Annotated in this window: 22 protein-coding genes and 1 pseudogene; 13 read left to right on the forward strand and 10 right to left on the reverse strand. The window is 68.8% G+C overall.

The annotated features are described in order from the left end of the window. Window positions 1–23: 23 nt before the first annotated feature. Both JNO44_RS04010 and JNO44_RS04015 read right to left on the reverse strand, forming a co-directional pair. Window positions 24–1,397 carry an NAD(P)/FAD-dependent oxidoreductase gene (locus tag JNO44_RS04010; protein ID WP_205361440.1) on the reverse strand — a complete coding sequence of 458 codons (1,374 nt, stop codon included), beginning with the start codon at window positions 1,395–1,397 and terminating at the stop codon, window positions 24–26. After that, window positions 1,387–1,596: a ferredoxin gene (locus JNO44_RS04015; RefSeq protein ID WP_205361442.1), complete on the reverse strand. Its 210-nt coding sequence runs from the start codon at window positions 1,594–1,596 to the stop codon at window positions 1,387–1,389. Before JNO44_RS04015 ends, JNO44_RS04010 begins: the two co-directional genes overlap by 11 nt. A 1,020-nt stretch (window positions 1,597–2,616) precedes the next feature. Here JNO44_RS04015 and JNO44_RS04020 point away from each other — a divergent pair. After that, on the forward strand, window positions 2,617–3,000 hold the full coding sequence (locus JNO44_RS04020; RefSeq protein ID WP_205361444.1) for a hypothetical protein: 384 nt from the start codon (window positions 2,617–2,619) through the stop codon (window positions 2,998–3,000). Between the two features lie 709 nt (window positions 3,001–3,709). Beyond that, window positions 3,710–5,326: a multicopper oxidase family protein gene (locus JNO44_RS04025; protein ID WP_205361446.1), complete on the forward strand. Its 1,617-nt coding sequence runs from the start codon at window positions 3,710–3,712 to the stop codon at window positions 5,324–5,326. 117 nt (window positions 5,327–5,443) lie between these two features. On the opposite strand, the gene JNO44_RS44335 is transcribed toward JNO44_RS04025, so the two are convergent. From JNO44_RS44335 to JNO44_RS04040, 4 genes are all read right to left on the reverse strand, one after another. Next, entirely contained in the window at window positions 5,444–5,569 is a 126-nt protein-coding gene (locus tag JNO44_RS44335; RefSeq protein ID WP_275695733.1) for a hypothetical protein, read from the reverse strand. A gap of 106 nt (window positions 5,570–5,675) precedes the next feature. Further along, entirely contained in the window at window positions 5,676–5,852 is a 177-nt protein-coding gene (locus tag JNO44_RS04030) for a DUF6126 family protein (RefSeq protein ID WP_159425995.1), read from the reverse strand. Window positions 5,853–5,900: 48 nt separating this feature from the next. Beyond that, on the reverse strand, window positions 5,901–6,407 hold the full coding sequence (locus JNO44_RS04035; protein WP_240167403.1) for an ATP-binding protein: 507 nt from the start codon (window positions 6,405–6,407) through the stop codon (window positions 5,901–5,903). Window positions 6,408–6,471: 64 nt separating this feature from the next. Next, on the reverse strand, window positions 6,472–6,669 hold the full coding sequence (locus JNO44_RS04040; protein WP_205361450.1) for a hypothetical protein: 198 nt from the start codon (window positions 6,667–6,669) through the stop codon (window positions 6,472–6,474). A gap of 232 nt (window positions 6,670–6,901) precedes the next feature. On the opposite strand from JNO44_RS04040, the gene JNO44_RS04045 reads away from it, so the two are divergent. The 6 genes from JNO44_RS04045 to JNO44_RS04070 all read left to right on the forward strand — a co-directional run bounded on the left by JNO44_RS04045 (window position 6,902) and on the right by JNO44_RS04070 (window position 9,773). Next, the gene (locus tag JNO44_RS04045; protein WP_275695734.1) at window positions 6,902–7,261 is read left to right on the forward strand and encodes a zinc ribbon domain-containing protein YjdM; all 360 of its coding nucleotides are present in this window, start codon (window positions 6,902–6,904) and stop codon (window positions 7,259–7,261) included. 157 nt (window positions 7,262–7,418) lie between these two features. After that, entirely contained in the window at window positions 7,419–7,760 is a 342-nt protein-coding gene (locus JNO44_RS04050; protein ID WP_039638973.1) for an ArsR/SmtB family transcription factor, read from the forward strand. Between the two features lie 152 nt (window positions 7,761–7,912). After that, entirely contained in the window at window positions 7,913–8,320 is a 408-nt protein-coding gene (locus JNO44_RS04055; RefSeq protein WP_205361452.1) for a pyridoxamine 5'-phosphate oxidase family protein, read from the forward strand. Continuing rightward, window positions 8,320–8,745, forward strand: coding sequence for an ATP-binding protein (locus JNO44_RS04060; RefSeq protein ID WP_205369374.1), 426 nt, complete (start codon window positions 8,320–8,322; stop codon window positions 8,743–8,745). Before JNO44_RS04055 ends, JNO44_RS04060 begins: the two co-directional genes overlap by 1 nt. A 31-nt stretch (window positions 8,746–8,776) precedes the next feature. Further along, the gene (locus JNO44_RS04065; RefSeq protein ID WP_205361454.1) at window positions 8,777–9,193 is read left to right on the forward strand and encodes an STAS domain-containing protein; all 417 of its coding nucleotides are present in this window, start codon (window positions 8,777–8,779) and stop codon (window positions 9,191–9,193) included. Between the two features lie 235 nt (window positions 9,194–9,428). Continuing rightward, entirely contained in the window at window positions 9,429–9,773 is a 345-nt protein-coding gene (locus JNO44_RS04070) for an ArsR/SmtB family transcription factor (protein WP_205361456.1), read from the forward strand. Between the two features lie 108 nt (window positions 9,774–9,881). Here JNO44_RS04070 and JNO44_RS04075 read toward each other — a convergent pair. Beyond that, window positions 9,882–10,238 (reverse strand): annotated as a pseudogene (locus JNO44_RS04075) (NUDIX domain-containing protein); the annotation flags it as partial. A gap of 105 nt (window positions 10,239–10,343) precedes the next feature. Between JNO44_RS04075 and JNO44_RS04080 the strand changes: the two are divergent. Continuing rightward, window positions 10,344–11,270, forward strand: a complete 927-nt coding sequence (locus JNO44_RS04080; RefSeq protein WP_205361458.1) for a hypothetical protein — start codon at window positions 10,344–10,346, stop codon at window positions 11,268–11,270. Continuing rightward, window positions 11,267–11,872 (forward strand): hypothetical protein, encoded by a 606-nt coding sequence (locus JNO44_RS04085; RefSeq protein WP_205361460.1) that lies wholly within the window; start codon window positions 11,267–11,269, stop codon window positions 11,870–11,872. Before JNO44_RS04080 ends, JNO44_RS04085 begins: the two co-directional genes overlap by 4 nt. A gap of 440 nt (window positions 11,873–12,312) precedes the next feature. Here JNO44_RS04085 and JNO44_RS04090 read toward each other — a convergent pair whose 3' ends face one another. Then, window positions 12,313–12,582 carry a hypothetical protein gene (locus JNO44_RS04090; protein WP_205361462.1) on the reverse strand — a complete coding sequence of 90 codons (270 nt, stop codon included), beginning with the start codon at window positions 12,580–12,582 and terminating at the stop codon, window positions 12,313–12,315. Window positions 12,583–12,615: 33 nt separating this feature from the next. After that, window positions 12,616–13,518, reverse strand: a complete 903-nt coding sequence (locus JNO44_RS04095; protein WP_205361464.1) for a LysR family transcriptional regulator — start codon at window positions 13,516–13,518, stop codon at window positions 12,616–12,618. Window positions 13,519–13,706: 188 nt separating this feature from the next. Between JNO44_RS04095 and JNO44_RS04100 the strand changes: the two genes are divergently transcribed. Further along, a complete protein-coding gene (locus JNO44_RS04100) occupies window positions 13,707–14,000 on the forward strand; it encodes a DUF1330 domain-containing protein (protein ID WP_205361466.1) in 294 nt (97 codons plus the stop codon). A gap of 561 nt (window positions 14,001–14,561) precedes the next feature. Then, entirely contained in the window at window positions 14,562–14,747 is a 186-nt protein-coding gene (locus JNO44_RS04105; RefSeq protein ID WP_205361468.1) for a hypothetical protein, read from the forward strand. Between the two features lie 171 nt (window positions 14,748–14,918). Here JNO44_RS04105 and JNO44_RS04110 read toward each other — a convergent pair whose 3' ends face one another. After that, a complete protein-coding gene (locus tag JNO44_RS04110; protein WP_205361470.1) occupies window positions 14,919–15,584 on the reverse strand; it encodes a hypothetical protein in 666 nt (221 codons plus the stop codon). 283 nt (window positions 15,585–15,867) lie between these two features. On the opposite strand from JNO44_RS04110, the gene JNO44_RS04115 reads away from it, so the two are divergent. Then, window positions 15,868–16,308: a GNAT family N-acetyltransferase gene (locus tag JNO44_RS04115; RefSeq protein ID WP_205361473.1), complete on the forward strand. Its 441-nt coding sequence runs from the start codon at window positions 15,868–15,870 to the stop codon at window positions 16,306–16,308. Window positions 16,309–16,399 lie beyond the last annotated feature (91 nt).

A 16,399-nucleotide genomic window follows, 5' to 3' on the forward strand; every position in this document is an offset into this window, starting at 1 on the left:
CTCGTGGTGGGACGGGAAGTGGCTCAGCCGACCGGCTGCACCACCATCAGCCGGCGATCGGGCAGATATCCGGTGAGCGCCACGACGGGCTCGTGAGACAGCCCCTTGGGATCCGGCACGTCGGACGGAATCGGGATGTCGGCCGCGATGGCGCGGTCCGCCGCGCCGGGCGGGGGCGGGAACTCGGCCGCCGTCTCGATCAAGTGGCGGTAGTAGTCGAGTACCTTGCCCATGTCGACGGTGACAGCCGCGGTGACCCGTCCTCGGTAGCCGTACACCATCGCCAGTCGTCTCGCCTCCAGCGAGCCCTGTGCGATGACCACGTGGTCGGAGTAGGTGGGCACGCCCACCGACTTGATGTTGAGCCCGAACTGGGTCGACCAGAACGTCGGGATGGTGAGGTGGGGACGTTGCAGGGGCCCCGGATTGAGCATGTTGTGGGCCGCCACCTCGGCCTGCGCGACCGCGTTGCCCCAGTGTTCCAGGGACAGCATCTGGTATCCGAACAGCGGATGGGGGAAGCGGGAGACGTCGCCGGCCACGAAGACGTCGTTGATGACGATCCCGTACATGTTGAATGCCTGGCAGCCGGCGTCACAGGCGACCCCGCGCCGGCCCGCCGCCAACCCGGACTCCGCCAACCACTCGACGTTGCGCACAGCTCCCAGTGCCACCACGCACACGTCCGCCTCGACCCGGGTGCCGTCGGAGAGATCGGCGCCGGTGAACCGGCCGTTCCCGTCTCCGTGCAGAGCGGTGACCGTCACCCCACAGCGCAAGTCCACGCCGTGCCCGCGGTGCATCAGGGTCGCGAGCCTGGACAACGTTCCACCCAGCGCACCCACCAGAGGGGCGGGGCCGCGTTCGGCGACCGTGACGTCCAGTCCCCGCTCCCGACAGGCAGAGGCGATCTCCGAGCCGGTGAAGCCGGCGCCGATCACCAGCACCCGCCTCGGCCCGGCGGCCAGCGCCTCGGCCAGCCCGGTGGCATCGTCGATGGTGCGTAGGGTGAACACCCCTTGCAGCGCGCCCTCCTCCGGGTTGGGCCAGGGACGTGCCCGGGTCCCGGTGGCGATCAGCAACCGGTCGTACGACAGCGACTCGCCGTCGGCGAGCATCACCCGCTTCTCCAGCAGGTCCAGGCCGGTGGCGGCCACTCCGAGCCGCCATTCGGCATCCGGATCGCGGCGCATCGGCAGCGCCGTGGCCTCCGCCGGCACATCGCCGATCAGCACCTGCTTGGACAGCGGAGGCCGGTCATAGGGCGGACGGGGCTCGTCCCCCACCACAGTGAGGGAGCCGGCGAACCCTTCCTCCCGCAGCGTCTCCGCCGCCCTCAACCCGGCCAGCGAAGCGCCTACGATGACGATGCGGCCGTCCCGCAGATCACTCGGCACCGGCACTCACCCCCTTGCCCATGAGGATGGCTTGGACGGGGCACGCGGCCACGGCCTGGCGCACCCGCTCAAGCTGATCGTCGGGCACGGCCGGGAGGTAGAGCAGCCCCTCCTCCCCATGCAGCTGGAACACATCGGGCGCGAGAAACACACACTGCGCGTAGCCCTGACAGCGCGTGAGATCCACAACTATTTGCATCCCCACCGCTCCCTCCGCTGCTCATCCCCTCCGTTCCATGATGGTCCGCAAATCCAACGCCCGCTATGCAAGTACCGCAGGGCTCCTGACCTGCGGCGAACCGCCACCGCTCGCCTACCGATCCGCTACCGGTCCACCCGGAGTGCGCTCGCGGTGACGGGTACCGACGACTGCGGCAGGGGACCGCGCCGGGTACGCGCAGGGTGACGGGACGCCCACTGAGCGACGCGCCCCACCGCCGGAACAGCGAACCCCGAACCCCGAGCCACAAGCCACAAGCCACAAGCCGCAAGCCGCAAGCCGCAAGCCGCAAGCCGCAAGCCACGAACCACGAACCACGAACCACGAACCGAAGTGTCGGCTGCAGCACGGCGGCGGCTGCGCGCACCCGCCCGCACGTTGCGGACGAGGATGCGGAACGAAAGGCCAGGAGCCGGAACGCGCATAGCAGGAACCGGACTTGCGAGCGGTACCCGGGGCCGGGGAGATCCGGGCGACGGCGGAGTTGAGGGCAGGGGCGGACCCGGCGCGGCGGAATGACGTCCGTCGACGTTGCCAGCCCGGGGCCCGGTTGAACCAATTCCGCTTCAACTCACCAGCAGCGCAGGCGATATGTAAAGGGGCAATTCGCTGCTCGTGCTCAGCAGGGACCATACGTTGGTCGCCGATCCATCAACTGTCGCCCTGTCACCCTTTCGCTCGTCGCCTCCGCGCCACCCGTGGGCCTCGTCCTGGCGAGCCATGCACACGCGGACCGCATCGCCGGTCTCGACAGCTACGCGACACCGGTCCACATCCATCAGGGCGGTTTCGCGCGCTGTGTGCCGTGCCAGTCAACGGACGCAGATCTCCGCGCCCTGGGACCGGCGGCCCGCCCACGCCGGGCGTTCACCGTCTTTACCAAAGACGGACAAATCCGGCGAGTCGAAGATTCCATTCGGCATATTTCGTATTAGCCTTCCGCAATTGTACGAACTCTGTACATCGCGGAGCAATCCGCTCAAACTTCCGGAGAAAGAAATGTACAAGCTTCACAAGGCCGCCGTCCTGGCGGCCGCCCTCGGCAGCATCGTCGCCTTCGGCGCCGGCACCGCCCACGCAGGCGGCCGCGGCGGCGACGAGTTCAGTCAGCACAACTCCTGCCGCACCCACGACCTGAACGTCGACGTGCTCGGCGAGGTCGGGATCGTGAACGGCCTGCTGGCCAACGCGCTGGGCGGCGAAGGCTCGCCGAGCGCACAGGCCACCTCGATGGGCTCCAGCATCGGCTGTAACGACTCGATCGGCGGCACGGGCGGCGAGGAGGGCGGCGGCCACGGCGGCGGCGAAGGCGGCGGCCATGGCGGCGGCGAAGGCGGTGGTCACGGCGGCGGCGAAGGCGGCGGCCACGGCGGCGGCAAGTAAGGCCACCAGCTGAGTGGACGGGCCCCGGCGACCGACCCCATCGGGCCTGGCGCCGGGGCCCTGTCCGCTTCCGCACCCACCGGCCCCGCACAGCGCGGCCGGCGCACGGGTGCCTGTGCCCACAACGCGTCCCCGCACAGACCGCGCGCAGGCTCCGCGTCTCGCGAGGGATCAGGCGGAGCCCACTCGGCAGGCACGCGAGGCCCGCGCACTGCGACAGCCCCCACCATCCGACAAGGCCAGTCACCGCGGCGACGGTCGGCGCCCGCCGCGGCGCCGAGTCCCTCCCGCGGGCCACGGCCCAGATGGCGCATCACGGCATGACGACACGCCAAGGGCGACCGGATCATGACGACATGACGGTGGACCAGGATGCCGAGCGATCGACGGCGGACTCCGACGGCGGCGCCCCGGGCCCCGCCTCGGCACCTCCGGCCGTCGCCGCTTCCTGGACGCCGACCTCGCTCCTCCTGGGCACCGGCCTGCACTCCGGCCACGGGAAATGTGTCCCGGTGGCCACCCGCCCCACCCGTCGGCTCCGCGGACCGTGCTCGATATGTCCGCCGCCGCGCCTGAGTTTGCTCGTCTGACTGTCTGTCGGTGCTGCGCGCAGCGGAGCGCGCACCCCCGCCGACGTCCCCGGAGTCCGCGGCAGCGCCCCTCGCCGTCCGCGCATCACACCGACACGATCGCCACAAGGTGGTTCTCCATGCGTACGCACTCCAGACGTTCCCTGCTCGGCGCAGGTATGGCTGCCGCCGGCAGCGGGCTGCTGACCTCCACCGGGGCCGCCGCCCTGGACGCCAAGAACGGCAAGCACCACTCCCACCGCAAGCCGCCCCCTCCTGGCTCGCACGACGGCCATGGCTCGGACGGGTCCCACTCCGCCCCGTCCAACTACGTCTCCCCCGACGGTCCGGAGGTCATGGAAGCGGAGCGCAAACGGGGGAAGGGTCCCGTGCGCCGCTTCGCGGTGACCGCGGACCAGGTCGAGTTCGACTTCGGCGGCGCGGTCGTCAACACGTGGGCGTACGGAAACCGACTGCCGGGCAAGGAGATCCGGGTCACCGCGGGCGACAGGGTCGCCGTGACCCTCCACAACCGCCTTCCGCACTCCACCACCCTCCACTGGCACGGGGTGCAGATCCGCAACGACATGGACGGCTCCCCGTCCATCACCCAGCGCTCCGTGAAGGCCGGCGCCTCCTACGACTACACCTTCGCAGTCGACACGCCCGGTACGTACTGGCTCCATCCGCACGTCGGCGTGCAACTGGACCGCGGACTGTACGCACCGTTGATCGTCGACGACCCGCGCGAGCCCCTCTCGTACGACCACGAGTGGGTCGTCATGATCGACGACTGGCTCGACGGGGTCGACGGGATGACTCCGGACTCGATGCTGGCCGAGCTGAACAAGAACAAGCCCGGCGGGGCCGGCGGTCACGACGACATGCAGAGCTCCGGCAACCGGGCGGCGGCCGCCGCCGTGGCCCGGATGCGCAGACGCGCCAGGCACCGCATGACCGACGACCCCTCGGACAGCGTGGAGCACCCCTTCCACCTGATGAACGGCCAGGTGGCCAGGGACCGCGAGACCTTCCGCGCCAAGCCCGGCGACCGCATCCGGATCCGTCTCATCAACGCGGCCGCGGGCACCGCCTACCGGGTCGCGCTGGGCGGTCACAACATGACCGTGACCCACATCGACGGCTACCCGGTGCAGCACAAGTCGACCGACAGCCTGCTGATCGCCATGGGCGAGCGCTTCGACGTGCTGGTGACCGCGAAGGACGGCGTCTTCCCCCTCACCGCGCTCTCCGCGGGCAACACCTTCCAGACCGCACAGGCCCTCCTGCGGACCGGCGACGGCGAGGCACCCGACGACAAGATCCGCCCGACGGAGCTGAGGAGCGGCGGGCTGAGCGCGGACAAGTTCAAGGCCGCGGCATCGGTTCGGCTCTCGGACCGCGATCCCGACCGCACCATCAACATGGACCTCACCGGGAACATGGACGACTGGGACTGGGCGATCAACGGGAAGCCGTACACCGATTCACAGCGCTATCCCGTACGTCAAGGGGAGCGGGTGCGGATCACCTTCCGCAACAAGACCACGATGTGGCACCCGATGCACCTGCACGGCCACACCTTCGCGCTGCCCGACGGCGGCCCCCGCAAGGACACCACGATCGTCCTGCCGGACAAGGAGGTCTCCGTCGATTTCGATGCCGACAACCCCGGCCTGTGGATGGTGCACTGCCACAACGTCTACCACTCGGAGTCGGGGATGATGACGGTCATGGGCTACAAGCTGCACGACTGACGGCGGCAGGTCCACGGGCACCCGGCGGGCGCACGGCGACGTCGCCCCCCCCACTGACCGCGGGCATCCGGAAGAGGGTTGTGAGCGTCGAGTCACCGCCCTCTTCCGGCCGGCCGGTCAGCGCGCTCGCCGCAGGACCAGCGGAGTGGGAGCTGCCGGGTGCCCCGGCTCCCCGCACTCCAAGGCTCCGCTGCCGGGCCGGAGCAGGTCGTGCACGGCTGCGAGCAGTTCCTCTTCATTCATGGCAGACAGTGAAACGTACGCCGCTGACAACCAGGTCGGCCGGTGGCGCCCCCGAGGGACGGGCCGCGCCTTCAACCGTATTCCGGTGATGGGTGGGCACCGCCGGCTACTTGCCCGCGTGGCTGCCGAGGTAGAACAGCAGCGCCATGAAGGCCAGCAGGAGGTGACTGCCGGCGATGTAGATGAACACCCGCCAGGATGCGCCCCGTTCCTTGCGCTGTTCCGACATCCCGCCGCCGAACGACGGTGTCGGTGGTGACTGGCGATCCGGTGTCTCAGGCATGGCTGTTCTCCTGGGGGTTTGCTGGTGTCCGGCGTCCGTCATCACGCCTCAAGGGAGTTCCGTGGTCGGCCGGACGTCGGATGCGGGTATCCGGAAGGTGGCCAGGAGCCTCTTGCCCTGGCCGGTCCAGTGGGGTTCCACGCCGAGGGTGCCGTCGTACCACGCGGTCAGTTCGCCCACCGTGCCCAACCCTGTCCCCGGCGTCGCTGTCTCGATCGCCGGGAGCCGGGGGTCGTGGTCGGCCACTGCGACGACCAGTTGCCCGGTGCTCCACTCAACCGTGACGTCCGCGGTGGGCGACCGGTCGGCGGTGTGCCGGAGGACGTTGGTCACCAGCTCGCTCACCACCAGCAGCGCCGCGTCCGACAGCGCCGAGGCGGTGGCGATGCCGCACCGGGCCAGCCTGATGGCCGTCTCCTCCCGGGCGCGGCGCACCGCCCCGGGGCCCGCACTCACCGTGAACGCATGCCGCCGCTCCGGCAGCCGCGCACCCTGGCCGTCGGTGGCCGGGGTGCGCTGCCTGCGCCACGGCGGAAACCAGTCTGCGTGGATCACGGCACCTCCACTCCCGCGCCGCGCACTGGCCCGCAGTGGCCGGGCCGGGTTGCTGCCGGCCCGTTCACGCCGGGTCTCCGCCTTCGGCCTCCGCGGCGGCGTCGGGGAGCTCCAGACCGAGGCCACGGGCGGTCCGCAGCGCGTCATCCAGTTCGTCCTCGGCCACGGCCACCGCGTACGCATCCCCCTCCTGCTGTGCCTGCGCGACAGCGGCCCGCGCCCGGCGCACCCGCTCCCGCACTGCTTCGGCGAAGCCGCCCACCTGAGACCTCCACGCATGAGTGGTTGACCATAATGGCAACTAGCGAATTACAAAACTCTGCAATTCTATGGGGACCGGCCACCGCTCGAGAGAGGGGCAGTGACCCGCCGCGCGAACCCGCTACTCTCCCGGGGTACGACAGGATGCGCCCGCCGCGCGCGCCCACACCAGGCGCTCGGGCGACGCGCCCCTACGGCTCCGACCGGTGGCGGACACCGGTTAGCCTGGCGGAATGATCGAGAATCTCCCCCCTTGCCCCCAGTGCTCCTGTGAGTACACCTATGAACTGAACGCCCTGGTGGTGTGCCCCGAGTGCGGCCACGAATGGGTCCCGACGGAGAGCGATACCGAGGGCGGAAGCGCCGCCGGCGAGCGGGTCGTCAAGGACTCCGTCGGCAATGTGCTGCAGGACGGCGACGCCGTGGTCGTCGTCAAGGCGCTCAAGGTCAAGGGAAACCCCTCAGGGATCAAGGCCGGCACCAAGGTGCGCAACATCCGGCTGGTCGACGGGGTGGACGGCCACGACATCGACTGCAAGATCGACGGCTTCGGAGCCATGCAGCTGAAGTCCAGCGTGGTCAAGAAGGTCTGACCACCCCCTCCCCCGGGGCGTCCACGGCATCCACCCGATGAGGAATTGCAAAATTTCGCAATTGGCTAGATGCTGTAGCCGCTGTGTCTGTACGTAGCCGCGGACACGGTCTTGCGCGGACGCCCCGAGCGGGGCGTCGCAGGAAGCCCGAGGGGTCATGTCTGTTCCGCTGTACCAGGCCAAGGCCGAGTTCTTCCGCATGCTCGGGCACCCGGTGCGGATACGGGTGCTGGAGCTGCTGCAGGACGGCCCCAAGCCCGTACGGGACCTGCTCGCGGAGATCGAAGTGGAGCCCTCGGGCCTGTCCCAGCAGTTGGCGGTCCTGCGCCGCTCGGGGATCGTCACCGCAACGCGGGAGGGCTCCACGGTCGTCTACGAACTGGCCGGCGGAGACGTCGCGGACCTGATGAAGGCGGCACGGCGCATCCTGACCGAGATGCTGGCCGGGCGGAACGAACTGCTCGCCGAGTTGCGGGAAACCGGGGGCGCTGCGCGATGACATCGGGGATCGGCTGTGCCAGGCTCCCCGATCGCCTCGCCACTGCCGGCCCGCACCGACCGGGCAGGCCGCCCGCGGCTACCTGGAGTGCGCCGGACCTTCGCCCGCCACCCCGCCCCGAAGGCCGCAACCTGCCACGAGGAACACGTTCGATGAACACGCCGCCCGGCCCCCCGCCCATGACGGAACTCTCCGGTGGAGAGGCGCTGTGGCTGCTGGAAGGCAGCACGCTGGGGCAGCTGGCCTACGTCCGACGGGAACAGGCCGTCGTCCGGCCCGCCCGGCACGTGTGGGAGTACGGCCGCCTGATCGTGCGTGCACCCGTGCCGGCCACGGCGATTCCCCCGACGGCGACCTACGCCGCGAACGAGATCGATCCCAGGACCGGCACCGGCTGGACCGTCACCCTCACCGGCCCCATCGACGTGCTGCGCGATCCCCACGAGGCGGCGCACTACCGACGCACCCTGGCCGGTTGGACGCACGGTCCGCACGACACGCTCCTGCGGTTCCGCCCCCAGACGATCACCGGCTTCCGCCTGGCCGGCGCGGAGGCATGATGTTCGCACCCCTGACCCCGTTGCCCTACCGGCATGTGCTCACCCTGTCCGCCGAACCCTCCGCCGTCCGGATAGCCCGCGAGACCGCCGAACTGACCCTGAACGGCTGGGGTATCGGCCTTCGCCATCCCACCGTGGATCCGGCCCTGCTGATCCTCAGCGAGCTGGTCACCAACACCATCCGGCACGCCGCCGCGCGCTCCCCGCAGGTCACGGTCATCTACGGGGCCAGCCGGCAACGCCTGGTCTTCGCCGTCCATGACACGCATCCCTACCAGCCGCCGCTGGACGGGCCGGTCGACAGCACCAGCGGCGGCGGTCTGGCCATGGTCAGGGAACTCGTCTGCGACCTGGGCGGCACAGCAGTCGTTCGCACGAGTACCACGGTCGCGGGGAAGGGTATCTGGATCACCCTCCCCCTGTGACCGACAGACCGCCCGCGCAAGGGAGTTCATCGTGACCATCGAATGGCACTACACCGTCGAGGAGAACCTCGGCGTCCTGTCCGTCGCCGGCTACCTGGGCCCGGAGGCCGCCCACCGGTTCACCGGAGCGGTCGGCTGGGTACTGGCCCGGGGCACCGGCCCCGTCATCGTCGACCTGAGCGAACTGCGCAGCTGGTCGAGCGAGGGTCAGCTGGCCCTCGCCGACGCCGCACGTCGTCTCACCGCGGCGGGCCGCCCCCTGGAACTGGCCGCGATCCCCGCCGACGGCTCCCTCGTCCCGCCCGGGGACTGCCCGCCCATCCCGGTGCACGCCGACCTGACCGCCGCCCGCACCGCCCACGGCGCCCGCCCGGGCCAGGGGGACGAGGCAGAAAACCGCAATTGGCGCACCACCGGCTGGCCCGCCGCGCAGGATCAAGATGCCTAGCAAGCAGGCCGGGGCTCCGACTCGTTCTCCCGCGCACCCACTGAACTGAAGAGCTACCGACCTCCGCAATCGCCGAGGTCTTCACTACTGGATGCGGCGGACCGGTCCTCTGGATGCGGACCGGTCCGGTTCCGCACGCGAAGATGGACCGTATGTTCTTGATGAGTGGATCGATGCCATACACCGGGGCCCGACCTGCGGGGAAGCGCTGGCGCCACGGGGAGGCGATGGCACGATGAGCACGCCGCTGTACCGCCTCAAGGCCGAGTTCTTCAAAACACTCGGCCATCCCGTGCGCATCCGCGTCCTGGAACTGCTCAGCGAACGCGAACACGCGGTGGCCGAAATGCTCCCCGAGATCGGCGTCGAACCCTCCAACCTCTCCCAACAACTGGCCGTCCTACGCAAAATGAACCTCGTCACCACCCGCAAAGAGGGCTCGACCGTCTACTACTCACTGACCAGCCCACAGGTGGCCGAACTCCTAAGAGTGGCCCGAGCAATCCTGACCGGAGTACTGACCGGACAAGCCGAACTCCTCGCCGACCTGCAATCCGGCCAAAGCAAACCCGCACCGTAACGCCTCCAGACCGGCGGCCGCCTCCCGAGAGCCTGGACAGCGCTCTACGAACGGGAGGCGGCCGCCTCCCCCACTCGCGGGACCTGCCGGCATCGCGGAACGTCAAGATCAGGCCAAGTCACCGAGGTACGCAGGAGCGTGCGCGGCCTCCGTGGTGCCGAGTGCGGTGAGCGGCATCGCCAGCCCGAGTGGAAGCAGGACCAGTTCGTTGAGCGTGGCCAGAGGGTGCCAGACAACGGCCGGCTGTGTGCGGTCCGGCGCCGTCGCCGGCAACGCGGCATCGGAGGCCGGTTGGGCTTTGAAGTACGACTGAAGCTGTTGCATTCGGGTGCGGTGATACGGATTGCCGGAATGCCGCTCCGGCAAGTACCCACGGCCCCAGAGCAGTTCACCGACATCGACCCGCAGGCCGGTCTCCTCCCGCACTTCACGGCCTGCCGCCTCGGCAGCAGTCTCACCGGGCTCGACGCGCCCGCCAGTTCTTCAGGCTCCTCTCTGTTGTCGGTTGAGACGACGTTGGGGAGAGGTCCATGGACGTCTTGGGGCACTGGAGTGTCGACTTCTACGACCGTGATCCTCTCGCCATCAGGCCGGCCGGACCACCGGATCGATCTCTTCTTCAGGGAAGGGAAGATGGCTACCTCCGAGCCCGGGACGTGGAGGCGGTACGCGTACACGCTGGTCGTGTCGCTCGACTTCCTGCTCGCCGTCGACCGCTCGTGGAACAGCACAACGGTGCGGGACGTCGAGGCGTTCAAGGAGTGGAGACTCACGGATCTGCACAACGAAGAACGGATCAGGTCGACCTCCTTCGGCACAGATCGTGCCGGCCTCAACTCCTTCTGTTCATGGGCAAGCAAGCGCTACCGGATCTTCAGCCCCGTCCCGACCGTGCACGCCGACACTACGGCTGAGAGCGACACCGCACCTGGGCGTGGATACGCTCGCCAACGGGATCCGCTGCGTCCTGGCGGCTCGACCCGGCACCGGGTGAAGTGGCTGCTGCGGTTGGCCTTGGAGCAGTGGGGGAACATCGGGCTGCGCGGATACGGGTTCGACGGAGTGCGCAAGGCAGGCTGGCGGGGCTTCAACGAGGACCGGGACTGCGCCTTCGTCGACGGTCTGTACGGGACAGGGCTGCGCGTCCGCGAGTGGGCCAGTGTCCTGGACGTGGAGCTTCCGCCGTCGGGAAGCGAGCACATGGGGGAAGCCTGGCTGGCGGAGAAGTGCGTCAAGGGAGCCGAGGAAGGGCGGACGTACTGGATTCCGCGACGGGTACCGCAGTCAGTCGAGGGTTACGCGGATCCCCTTGAAGGGTCGCGGGCCGAGGCGATCCGCCGTGCCCAGCGTGCAGGCCGGTACGAGCTGGACGTCGTCCACGCGGCCATCGCGCTCCTCGAGAGCCTGCACGAGCTTCCCCTGCTCTTCCCCTCCAGCCTCATCTACGCTCACCACGACCGCCCGCCGCTGTCAACGCCCGCAAGGGCACGGCCATGAACGACGACATTCAGGACCTGATCTCCTGGATCAATGCTGGCTTCCGCAGGGCAGACGGCAGCGACGCCATTCCGGCCGACCCTGCCCGCCGCATCTACGCCGCCCGGTACCGGCGAACGCTGGCCCGCTTCATTGCCCGGCGACCGAGAGGGCTGATCGCAGCCGCACTGCAGTACGGACATGTGGATACCAAAGTGACTCTCAGTTATGCGGGCCGTGAGGACCCCGCCTGGCTCCAGGACGTGGCGATGGAGAAACTCGAACTGATCATCGACCAGATCCAGGAGGACACCCGACGCCTGGAGACAGGCGAGCACGTCAGTGGCCCGTCCGCACAGGAGTACCGTGACCGCCTCGCACGGTTCGAACCATTCGCCGGCCGCGTCGTGACCGAGGTGCGCAACGCCGAGCGGCTCCTCGAACAAGCCGAGCCTGCCGTCCGTTCACCACGGACTGGGCATGACCTGCGTGTGGCGGGCCGCCACAACTGCCTGCCGGAAGGCGAAACTCGCCCTGGGCCTGCCTGGCACCGACACCCCGGACGAAGCCGACTGCCGATCCACCTGCGCGAATCTCGCCTACACCGACCGCGACATCGCTGAGCTGCAGAGCGAACTCGTCCACCTGCAAGCAGATGCCGCGGACCCGCTGTCACCCCAGCCACGTCGGGACCGGGCCGCCGCCCGAGCCGCCCAGTACCTGAACGTCATCGAGCGCCACCAAGAGCGCGCGACGGACGATGGGAGAGACCTCGCATGACGAGTCGACGCCTCTGGGACCGGCAGGCCGAGCATGACGCACTGCGGAGTGCCGCGGATCGGCTCCTTGCCGGCCCCCCTGCAATCGGAGGCAGGGAAGCTCACAGCCACCGAACTGCTGCGCGGGTCCGGCCTGAGAAGAGACGTCGCCTACGGCGACCACAGAGACCTCGTCGAGGAATTCCAAGCCCGCGCCAAGGCGCAGAACGCTACACCGGCCGCCATGAAGGAGCTGGCCGACAGATACGGCGAGATGAAGGAGCGGGTGGATCGCCCGAGACGGACTACTCACCCGGCGTCCGCTGGAGCCCGGGCGGAATCGGCAGTCCCAGCTCCTGCCACTGACGGTCTATCAGGGCTTCCGAGGCGGGGTAGATCTCGTCCAGTTCCGCACTGAGGTAGTCGCCGTCGATGATCTGCGAGACGCAGACGAGCGCCTCGAACAGGTGGATGGTGCAGAACCCCGCCTGGGCGAGAGCCGGCGCGGGGGTGCTGCTCGCCATCGTCGTCATCACCGCGAAGTCCGCCGGGCGCAAGGTCTTCGGCCTCGCCACCGCAGGCGTCCGTCTCGCTCGACCTCTTGCACGTCAGTCCGGCAGCCAGTGCAGCTCGTGCGCCAGGGTTTTGGCGACGGCACGGATGCGGCGGTGTAGCGGCGACTGCTCGCGTGGGAGGACCAGGTGGATCGTCAGGCTGGGCGCGCCCCGCAGCGGTCGCCAGGTGAGACCGGCCGGTTGTGCCGTGGCCGCGGCCTCTCCGGCCGGGGCGAGGGTGACCCCGTCACGCAGGTCGCGCTGAGACATGTCGAAAGAGACTGCGGGCGTGTGGAATCGGGGGTGTGGTCGGGTGTCTCGGAACAGTGCGGACAGCTGATCGTGGATCACGGGGTTGGCCGCACGGTCCGGGAGTCGCAGCGGATACGCGGCCGCGTCGGCGATCTCGATCTCCGGGTGTTCGGCCAGCGGATGGTGCTGCGCCAGCTGGACCCCGATGCGCGCACGCCGCAGCAGGAACCGGCGCACACCACGGCCCGGTTGTTCACCGCGGGTGATCCCGGCATCGATGCGGCCGTCGGCGACCGCGGGGGAGATCTCCGGTGTCGCCATCGGGACCGCGCCGACCTCGAGTCCGCTGTTGCCGCGAATCAGCCTGTCCACCAGGGCCGGTGCCGTCTCGGCCCCGGCGCTGAGGCTGTATCCGATGCGCAGCGTGCCCAGTTCACCGGCCGCCGCGCTACGGGCGGTGTCCCACGCCCGGTCCAGCGCCGCCAGCGCGGGCGGCGCGGACTCCGCCAAAGCCGCACCGGCCGTGGTCAATACGACGCTACGCGTGTTGCGGACCAGCAGGGCCGTACCGAGTTCCGCCTCCAATCGGCGCATCCGGGCGCTGAGTGCGGGCTGTGCGATACCGATCCGTGCGGCCGCGCGGGTGAAGTTCAACTCCTGTGCCAGCACCAGGAAGTACCGCAGGCTCACCGTATCCGGCGCCACGTGCCCTCCCTGCCGATTGATAACGATCCGTTCTGAGTCTATCCCGTACCGGTCTTTCCCTCGGCCGCACATCAAGCCCTAACCTGCGCATATGGCGATTCCACTGATCGCAGTACCCATCGCCGGGATCGATCGATCCGAGCGTCAATTCGAAGTCGGACCTGTCCGGCCGAACACAGGAGGTTTCCATGGCTAAGGGCTACTGGGTCAGTGTCTACCCCGCCATTTCCGCCCCTGAGAGGCTGACTGCCTACGAGAAGCTGGCTGGTCCGGCTGTCCGGGCTGGGGGCGGGCGCCTCCTGTCCCGTGGTGGTCGAGTCGTCGCCCACGAGGCCGGAATCACGCAACGCGTCGTTCTGATCGAGTTCGACAGCTTTGAACAGGCCGTCGCGGCATACGAGAGCGAGGCATATCAGAAGGCGCTGGTGGCCCTCCCCGACGGTGTCGAGCGCGACTTCCGCATCATCGAAGGCATCGACTGACCGGCGGGCCCAACCATCGCTGAGCATCCGTCACCTGAAACGCACACGGTGCTGAACGACGACCCACGAGACGAGTTCGAAGCCATGCCCCGCGTCCCAGTTCGTCGTCGACGTCCTCGACGGCCTGATCCCTGTCGGGCGGATCGAAGAAGCGACGCGACGTCCGGGCCAGCTGGACTGTCTCGCTGGCCTCGTCGACGAAACTCACCCTCGCCCGAAGCTAACCGCGAACGGCTTCTCACACGACAGATCGTGCGTCCCCGTGCCCGAGATCGCCAAGAAGATCACGATCAAGACCGGCAAGAACGCCGGGCGACATCCCTCTGTCGCCTCGCTGTACCGCGCCTTCGCCGGCTCCGAACCGGACAAGCACGGGTCGGCGGGAACGCCCGCCGTCAACGGCGTCCATGACGTCGGTCAATGCTTAACGCCAACCACTGTTCCGCCGGAACAACGACGCCATGGCCAAAACCGTCGAGACACCCCCTGGCCGTTCGAGGTGCGGCAGGACTTGGCCTTCGGCCACCTCAAACCACGATCACCTGCGAGGAGGGACAAGCCATGGGTGCCAGAGATCCGTTCAAGGACAAGACCCTGCAGCTCGCGGACACGTCCAAAGAGGCAGCCTCGGAAGCCCGGGACGAGACTTCCGAGCGGGCTTCGCAGGCTCAGGACAAGGGCCGGATGGAGGCCGAGCGCGCGCAGCAAGAGGCGCAGGACCGGTTCGCCCAGGATTACGACGTCTAGCGACACCAGTTGCCCATCACGGGCGCACGAAGCCCGCCGCGGTGTAACCGGCGGGGAATCCGAGCACCATGGCGATGCGCCACAGCCCACTGAGCAGCACCGCCAGCATGGTCAGACGTGCGGCTTACCCATACCGCCCAACGGGCAGGCGTCGCGGCGGATTTGACTCTCCTACCGCGTCGGATCCGGCAGGGCTGCCGCGGGCAACAGCCCTGCCTCGATCTCGTGCCGGGGAAGACGGATGCCCAGATGCGCTCCGACCGTATGAAACACACGAGGAAGCAGGTCATCGCCGCGCCATACCACACCGGCCTGGCGCAACGCCTCGTCCAGCGCGGCGACCTTGCCGGTGGGGTCTGCACGCCCGGGGTGATCCAGCAAACCGTCCTCGCCGATTCCCATGCACCACACCTCCCCGTCGCCCGGTGAGTACACGAGCCTGGACGGGGCCTGATGCTGGTTCAGCGTTACGCACACCAGCTCTTCGCCCCGGCGGGGCATCGCGCCCTCGACCTCTTCGATCCAGTCCAGATACCACGTAGCGCACAGGTAGTCCTCCAGCAGGAACGTCCACTCCCCGCTGGTGCCGAACATGCACTGCCAGTCCTTGTACTCCTCCCCCGACCACCGGGCGGCGATGTCCTTGTACAGCACCCCCCGCTCCAACACGTCCCGGTCCGCACCCATCCGCACAAGGAAGTCGACCGGGTCTGCGCCTCGGACCGCGGTCAGCGAGATACTGCCCCGCATCCCCGCCACGCCGTCCCCGGCTCCCCTGGCGTCACCGGCGTGCTGTCCGATCCAGGCCAGACCGTCACCTGTCTGTTCTTCGGTCATGGCCGACACCGTAGGACATCGCCACACCGGACCGATGTCCCGCACGTCACACATGCCTCTGCCCGGATCACCTGGACACGCACGAGCCGTTCCGCCGCAGACGGGCTCAGGCCACGAAATTGAAGGAGGATCCGGACGCGAAGGCCAGGATGTGCGGGACTGCTTCCTGCAGGCTCGCGAAGTGGCCGTGCACGCCCTCCACATCCACCCAGGGTGCCCCTGACGCCCTGGTCACGCGGCAAAGGGAGTTGACGTCGGCCGCTTTCCCGGGTCTCCTGCTGCGATGTCTGACCTTCGCTTCCAACAGCCGGACAATGACGTCGCGCTCAGGGACTGGCAGTACGTCCACAACGTCATCGTCCCCACACACATCCTGTCCATGGACGAGATACGGGAACGCGCACAGCGCCACCGTCTGGAGGTTGCGTACCTCGGTGATGTTCTCGTGGGCTGCAGCACGGTGCGTCCGCCCTCGGACGACACGTTGACGGCCACGGTGATCGCCCGTGTGCTCGCTGCTCACCGTGGGCAGGGGTTCGGCGAGGAACTCTATGCGCGTGCGCTCGACCGGGCACGGGAGTTGGGCGCCGAGGTGATCGAGACAGTGATCCTGTCTTCCAACGAGGATGGTCTGCGGTTCGCACACAAGCACGGGTTCGCCGAGATCGAACGGTACCTGCTGCCAGGGGAAACCATTCCGTGGATCGATCTGCGCCTTGCCTGACCCGAGCCGCTCGGGGCTGATTGCCCCGGAGTGATCACGGCGTGGGACCCGTCCTGGACAGCGCCGTTTGCCTGATGGAACCCGCGCTGTT

Origin of the sequence: Streptomyces noursei, from assembly GCF_016917755.1 — a bacterium.
Classification (GTDB): domain Bacteria; phylum Actinomycetota; class Actinomycetes; order Streptomycetales; family Streptomycetaceae; genus Streptomyces; species Streptomyces yunnanensis.

Coding starts and splice junctions, on each gene's coding strand:
- JNO44_RS04025 (WP_205361446.1), top strand. CDS start 3,710: ATGCGTACGCACTCCAGACGTTCCCTGCTCGGCGCAGGTATGGCTGCC.
- JNO44_RS04030 (WP_159425995.1), bottom strand. CDS start 5,852: ATGCCTGAGACACCGGATCGCCAGTCACCACCGACACCGTCGTTCGGC.
- JNO44_RS04015 (WP_205361442.1), bottom strand. CDS start 1,596: ATGCAAATAGTTGTGGATCTCACGCGCTGTCAGGGCTACGCGCAGTGT.
- JNO44_RS04060 (WP_205369374.1), top strand. CDS start 8,320: ATGTTCGCACCCCTGACCCCGTTGCCCTACCGGCATGTGCTCACCCTG.
- JNO44_RS04045 (WP_275695734.1), top strand. CDS start 6,902: ATGATCGAGAATCTCCCCCCTTGCCCCCAGTGCTCCTGTGAGTACACC.
- JNO44_RS04085 (WP_205361460.1), top strand. CDS start 11,267: ATGAACGACGACATTCAGGACCTGATCTCCTGGATCAATGCTGGCTTC.
- JNO44_RS44335 (WP_275695733.1), bottom strand. CDS start 5,569: ATGAATGAAGAGGAACTGCTCGCAGCCGTGCACGACCTGCTCCGGCCC.
- JNO44_RS04105 (WP_205361468.1), top strand. CDS start 14,562: ATGGGTGCCAGAGATCCGTTCAAGGACAAGACCCTGCAGCTCGCGGAC.
- JNO44_RS04050 (WP_039638973.1), top strand. CDS start 7,419: ATGTCTGTTCCGCTGTACCAGGCCAAGGCCGAGTTCTTCCGCATGCTC.
- JNO44_RS04055 (WP_205361452.1), top strand. CDS start 7,913: ATGAACACGCCGCCCGGCCCCCCGCCCATGACGGAACTCTCCGGTGGA.
- JNO44_RS04110 (WP_205361470.1), bottom strand. CDS start 15,584: ATGACCGAAGAACAGACAGGTGACGGTCTGGCCTGGATCGGACAGCAC.
- JNO44_RS04070 (WP_205361456.1), top strand. CDS start 9,429: ATGAGCACGCCGCTGTACCGCCTCAAGGCCGAGTTCTTCAAAACACTC.
- JNO44_RS04100 (WP_205361466.1), top strand. CDS start 13,707: ATGGCTAAGGGCTACTGGGTCAGTGTCTACCCCGCCATTTCCGCCCCT.
- JNO44_RS04020 (WP_205361444.1), top strand. CDS start 2,617: ATGTACAAGCTTCACAAGGCCGCCGTCCTGGCGGCCGCCCTCGGCAGC.
- JNO44_RS04115 (WP_205361473.1), top strand. CDS start 15,868: ATGTCTGACCTTCGCTTCCAACAGCCGGACAATGACGTCGCGCTCAGG.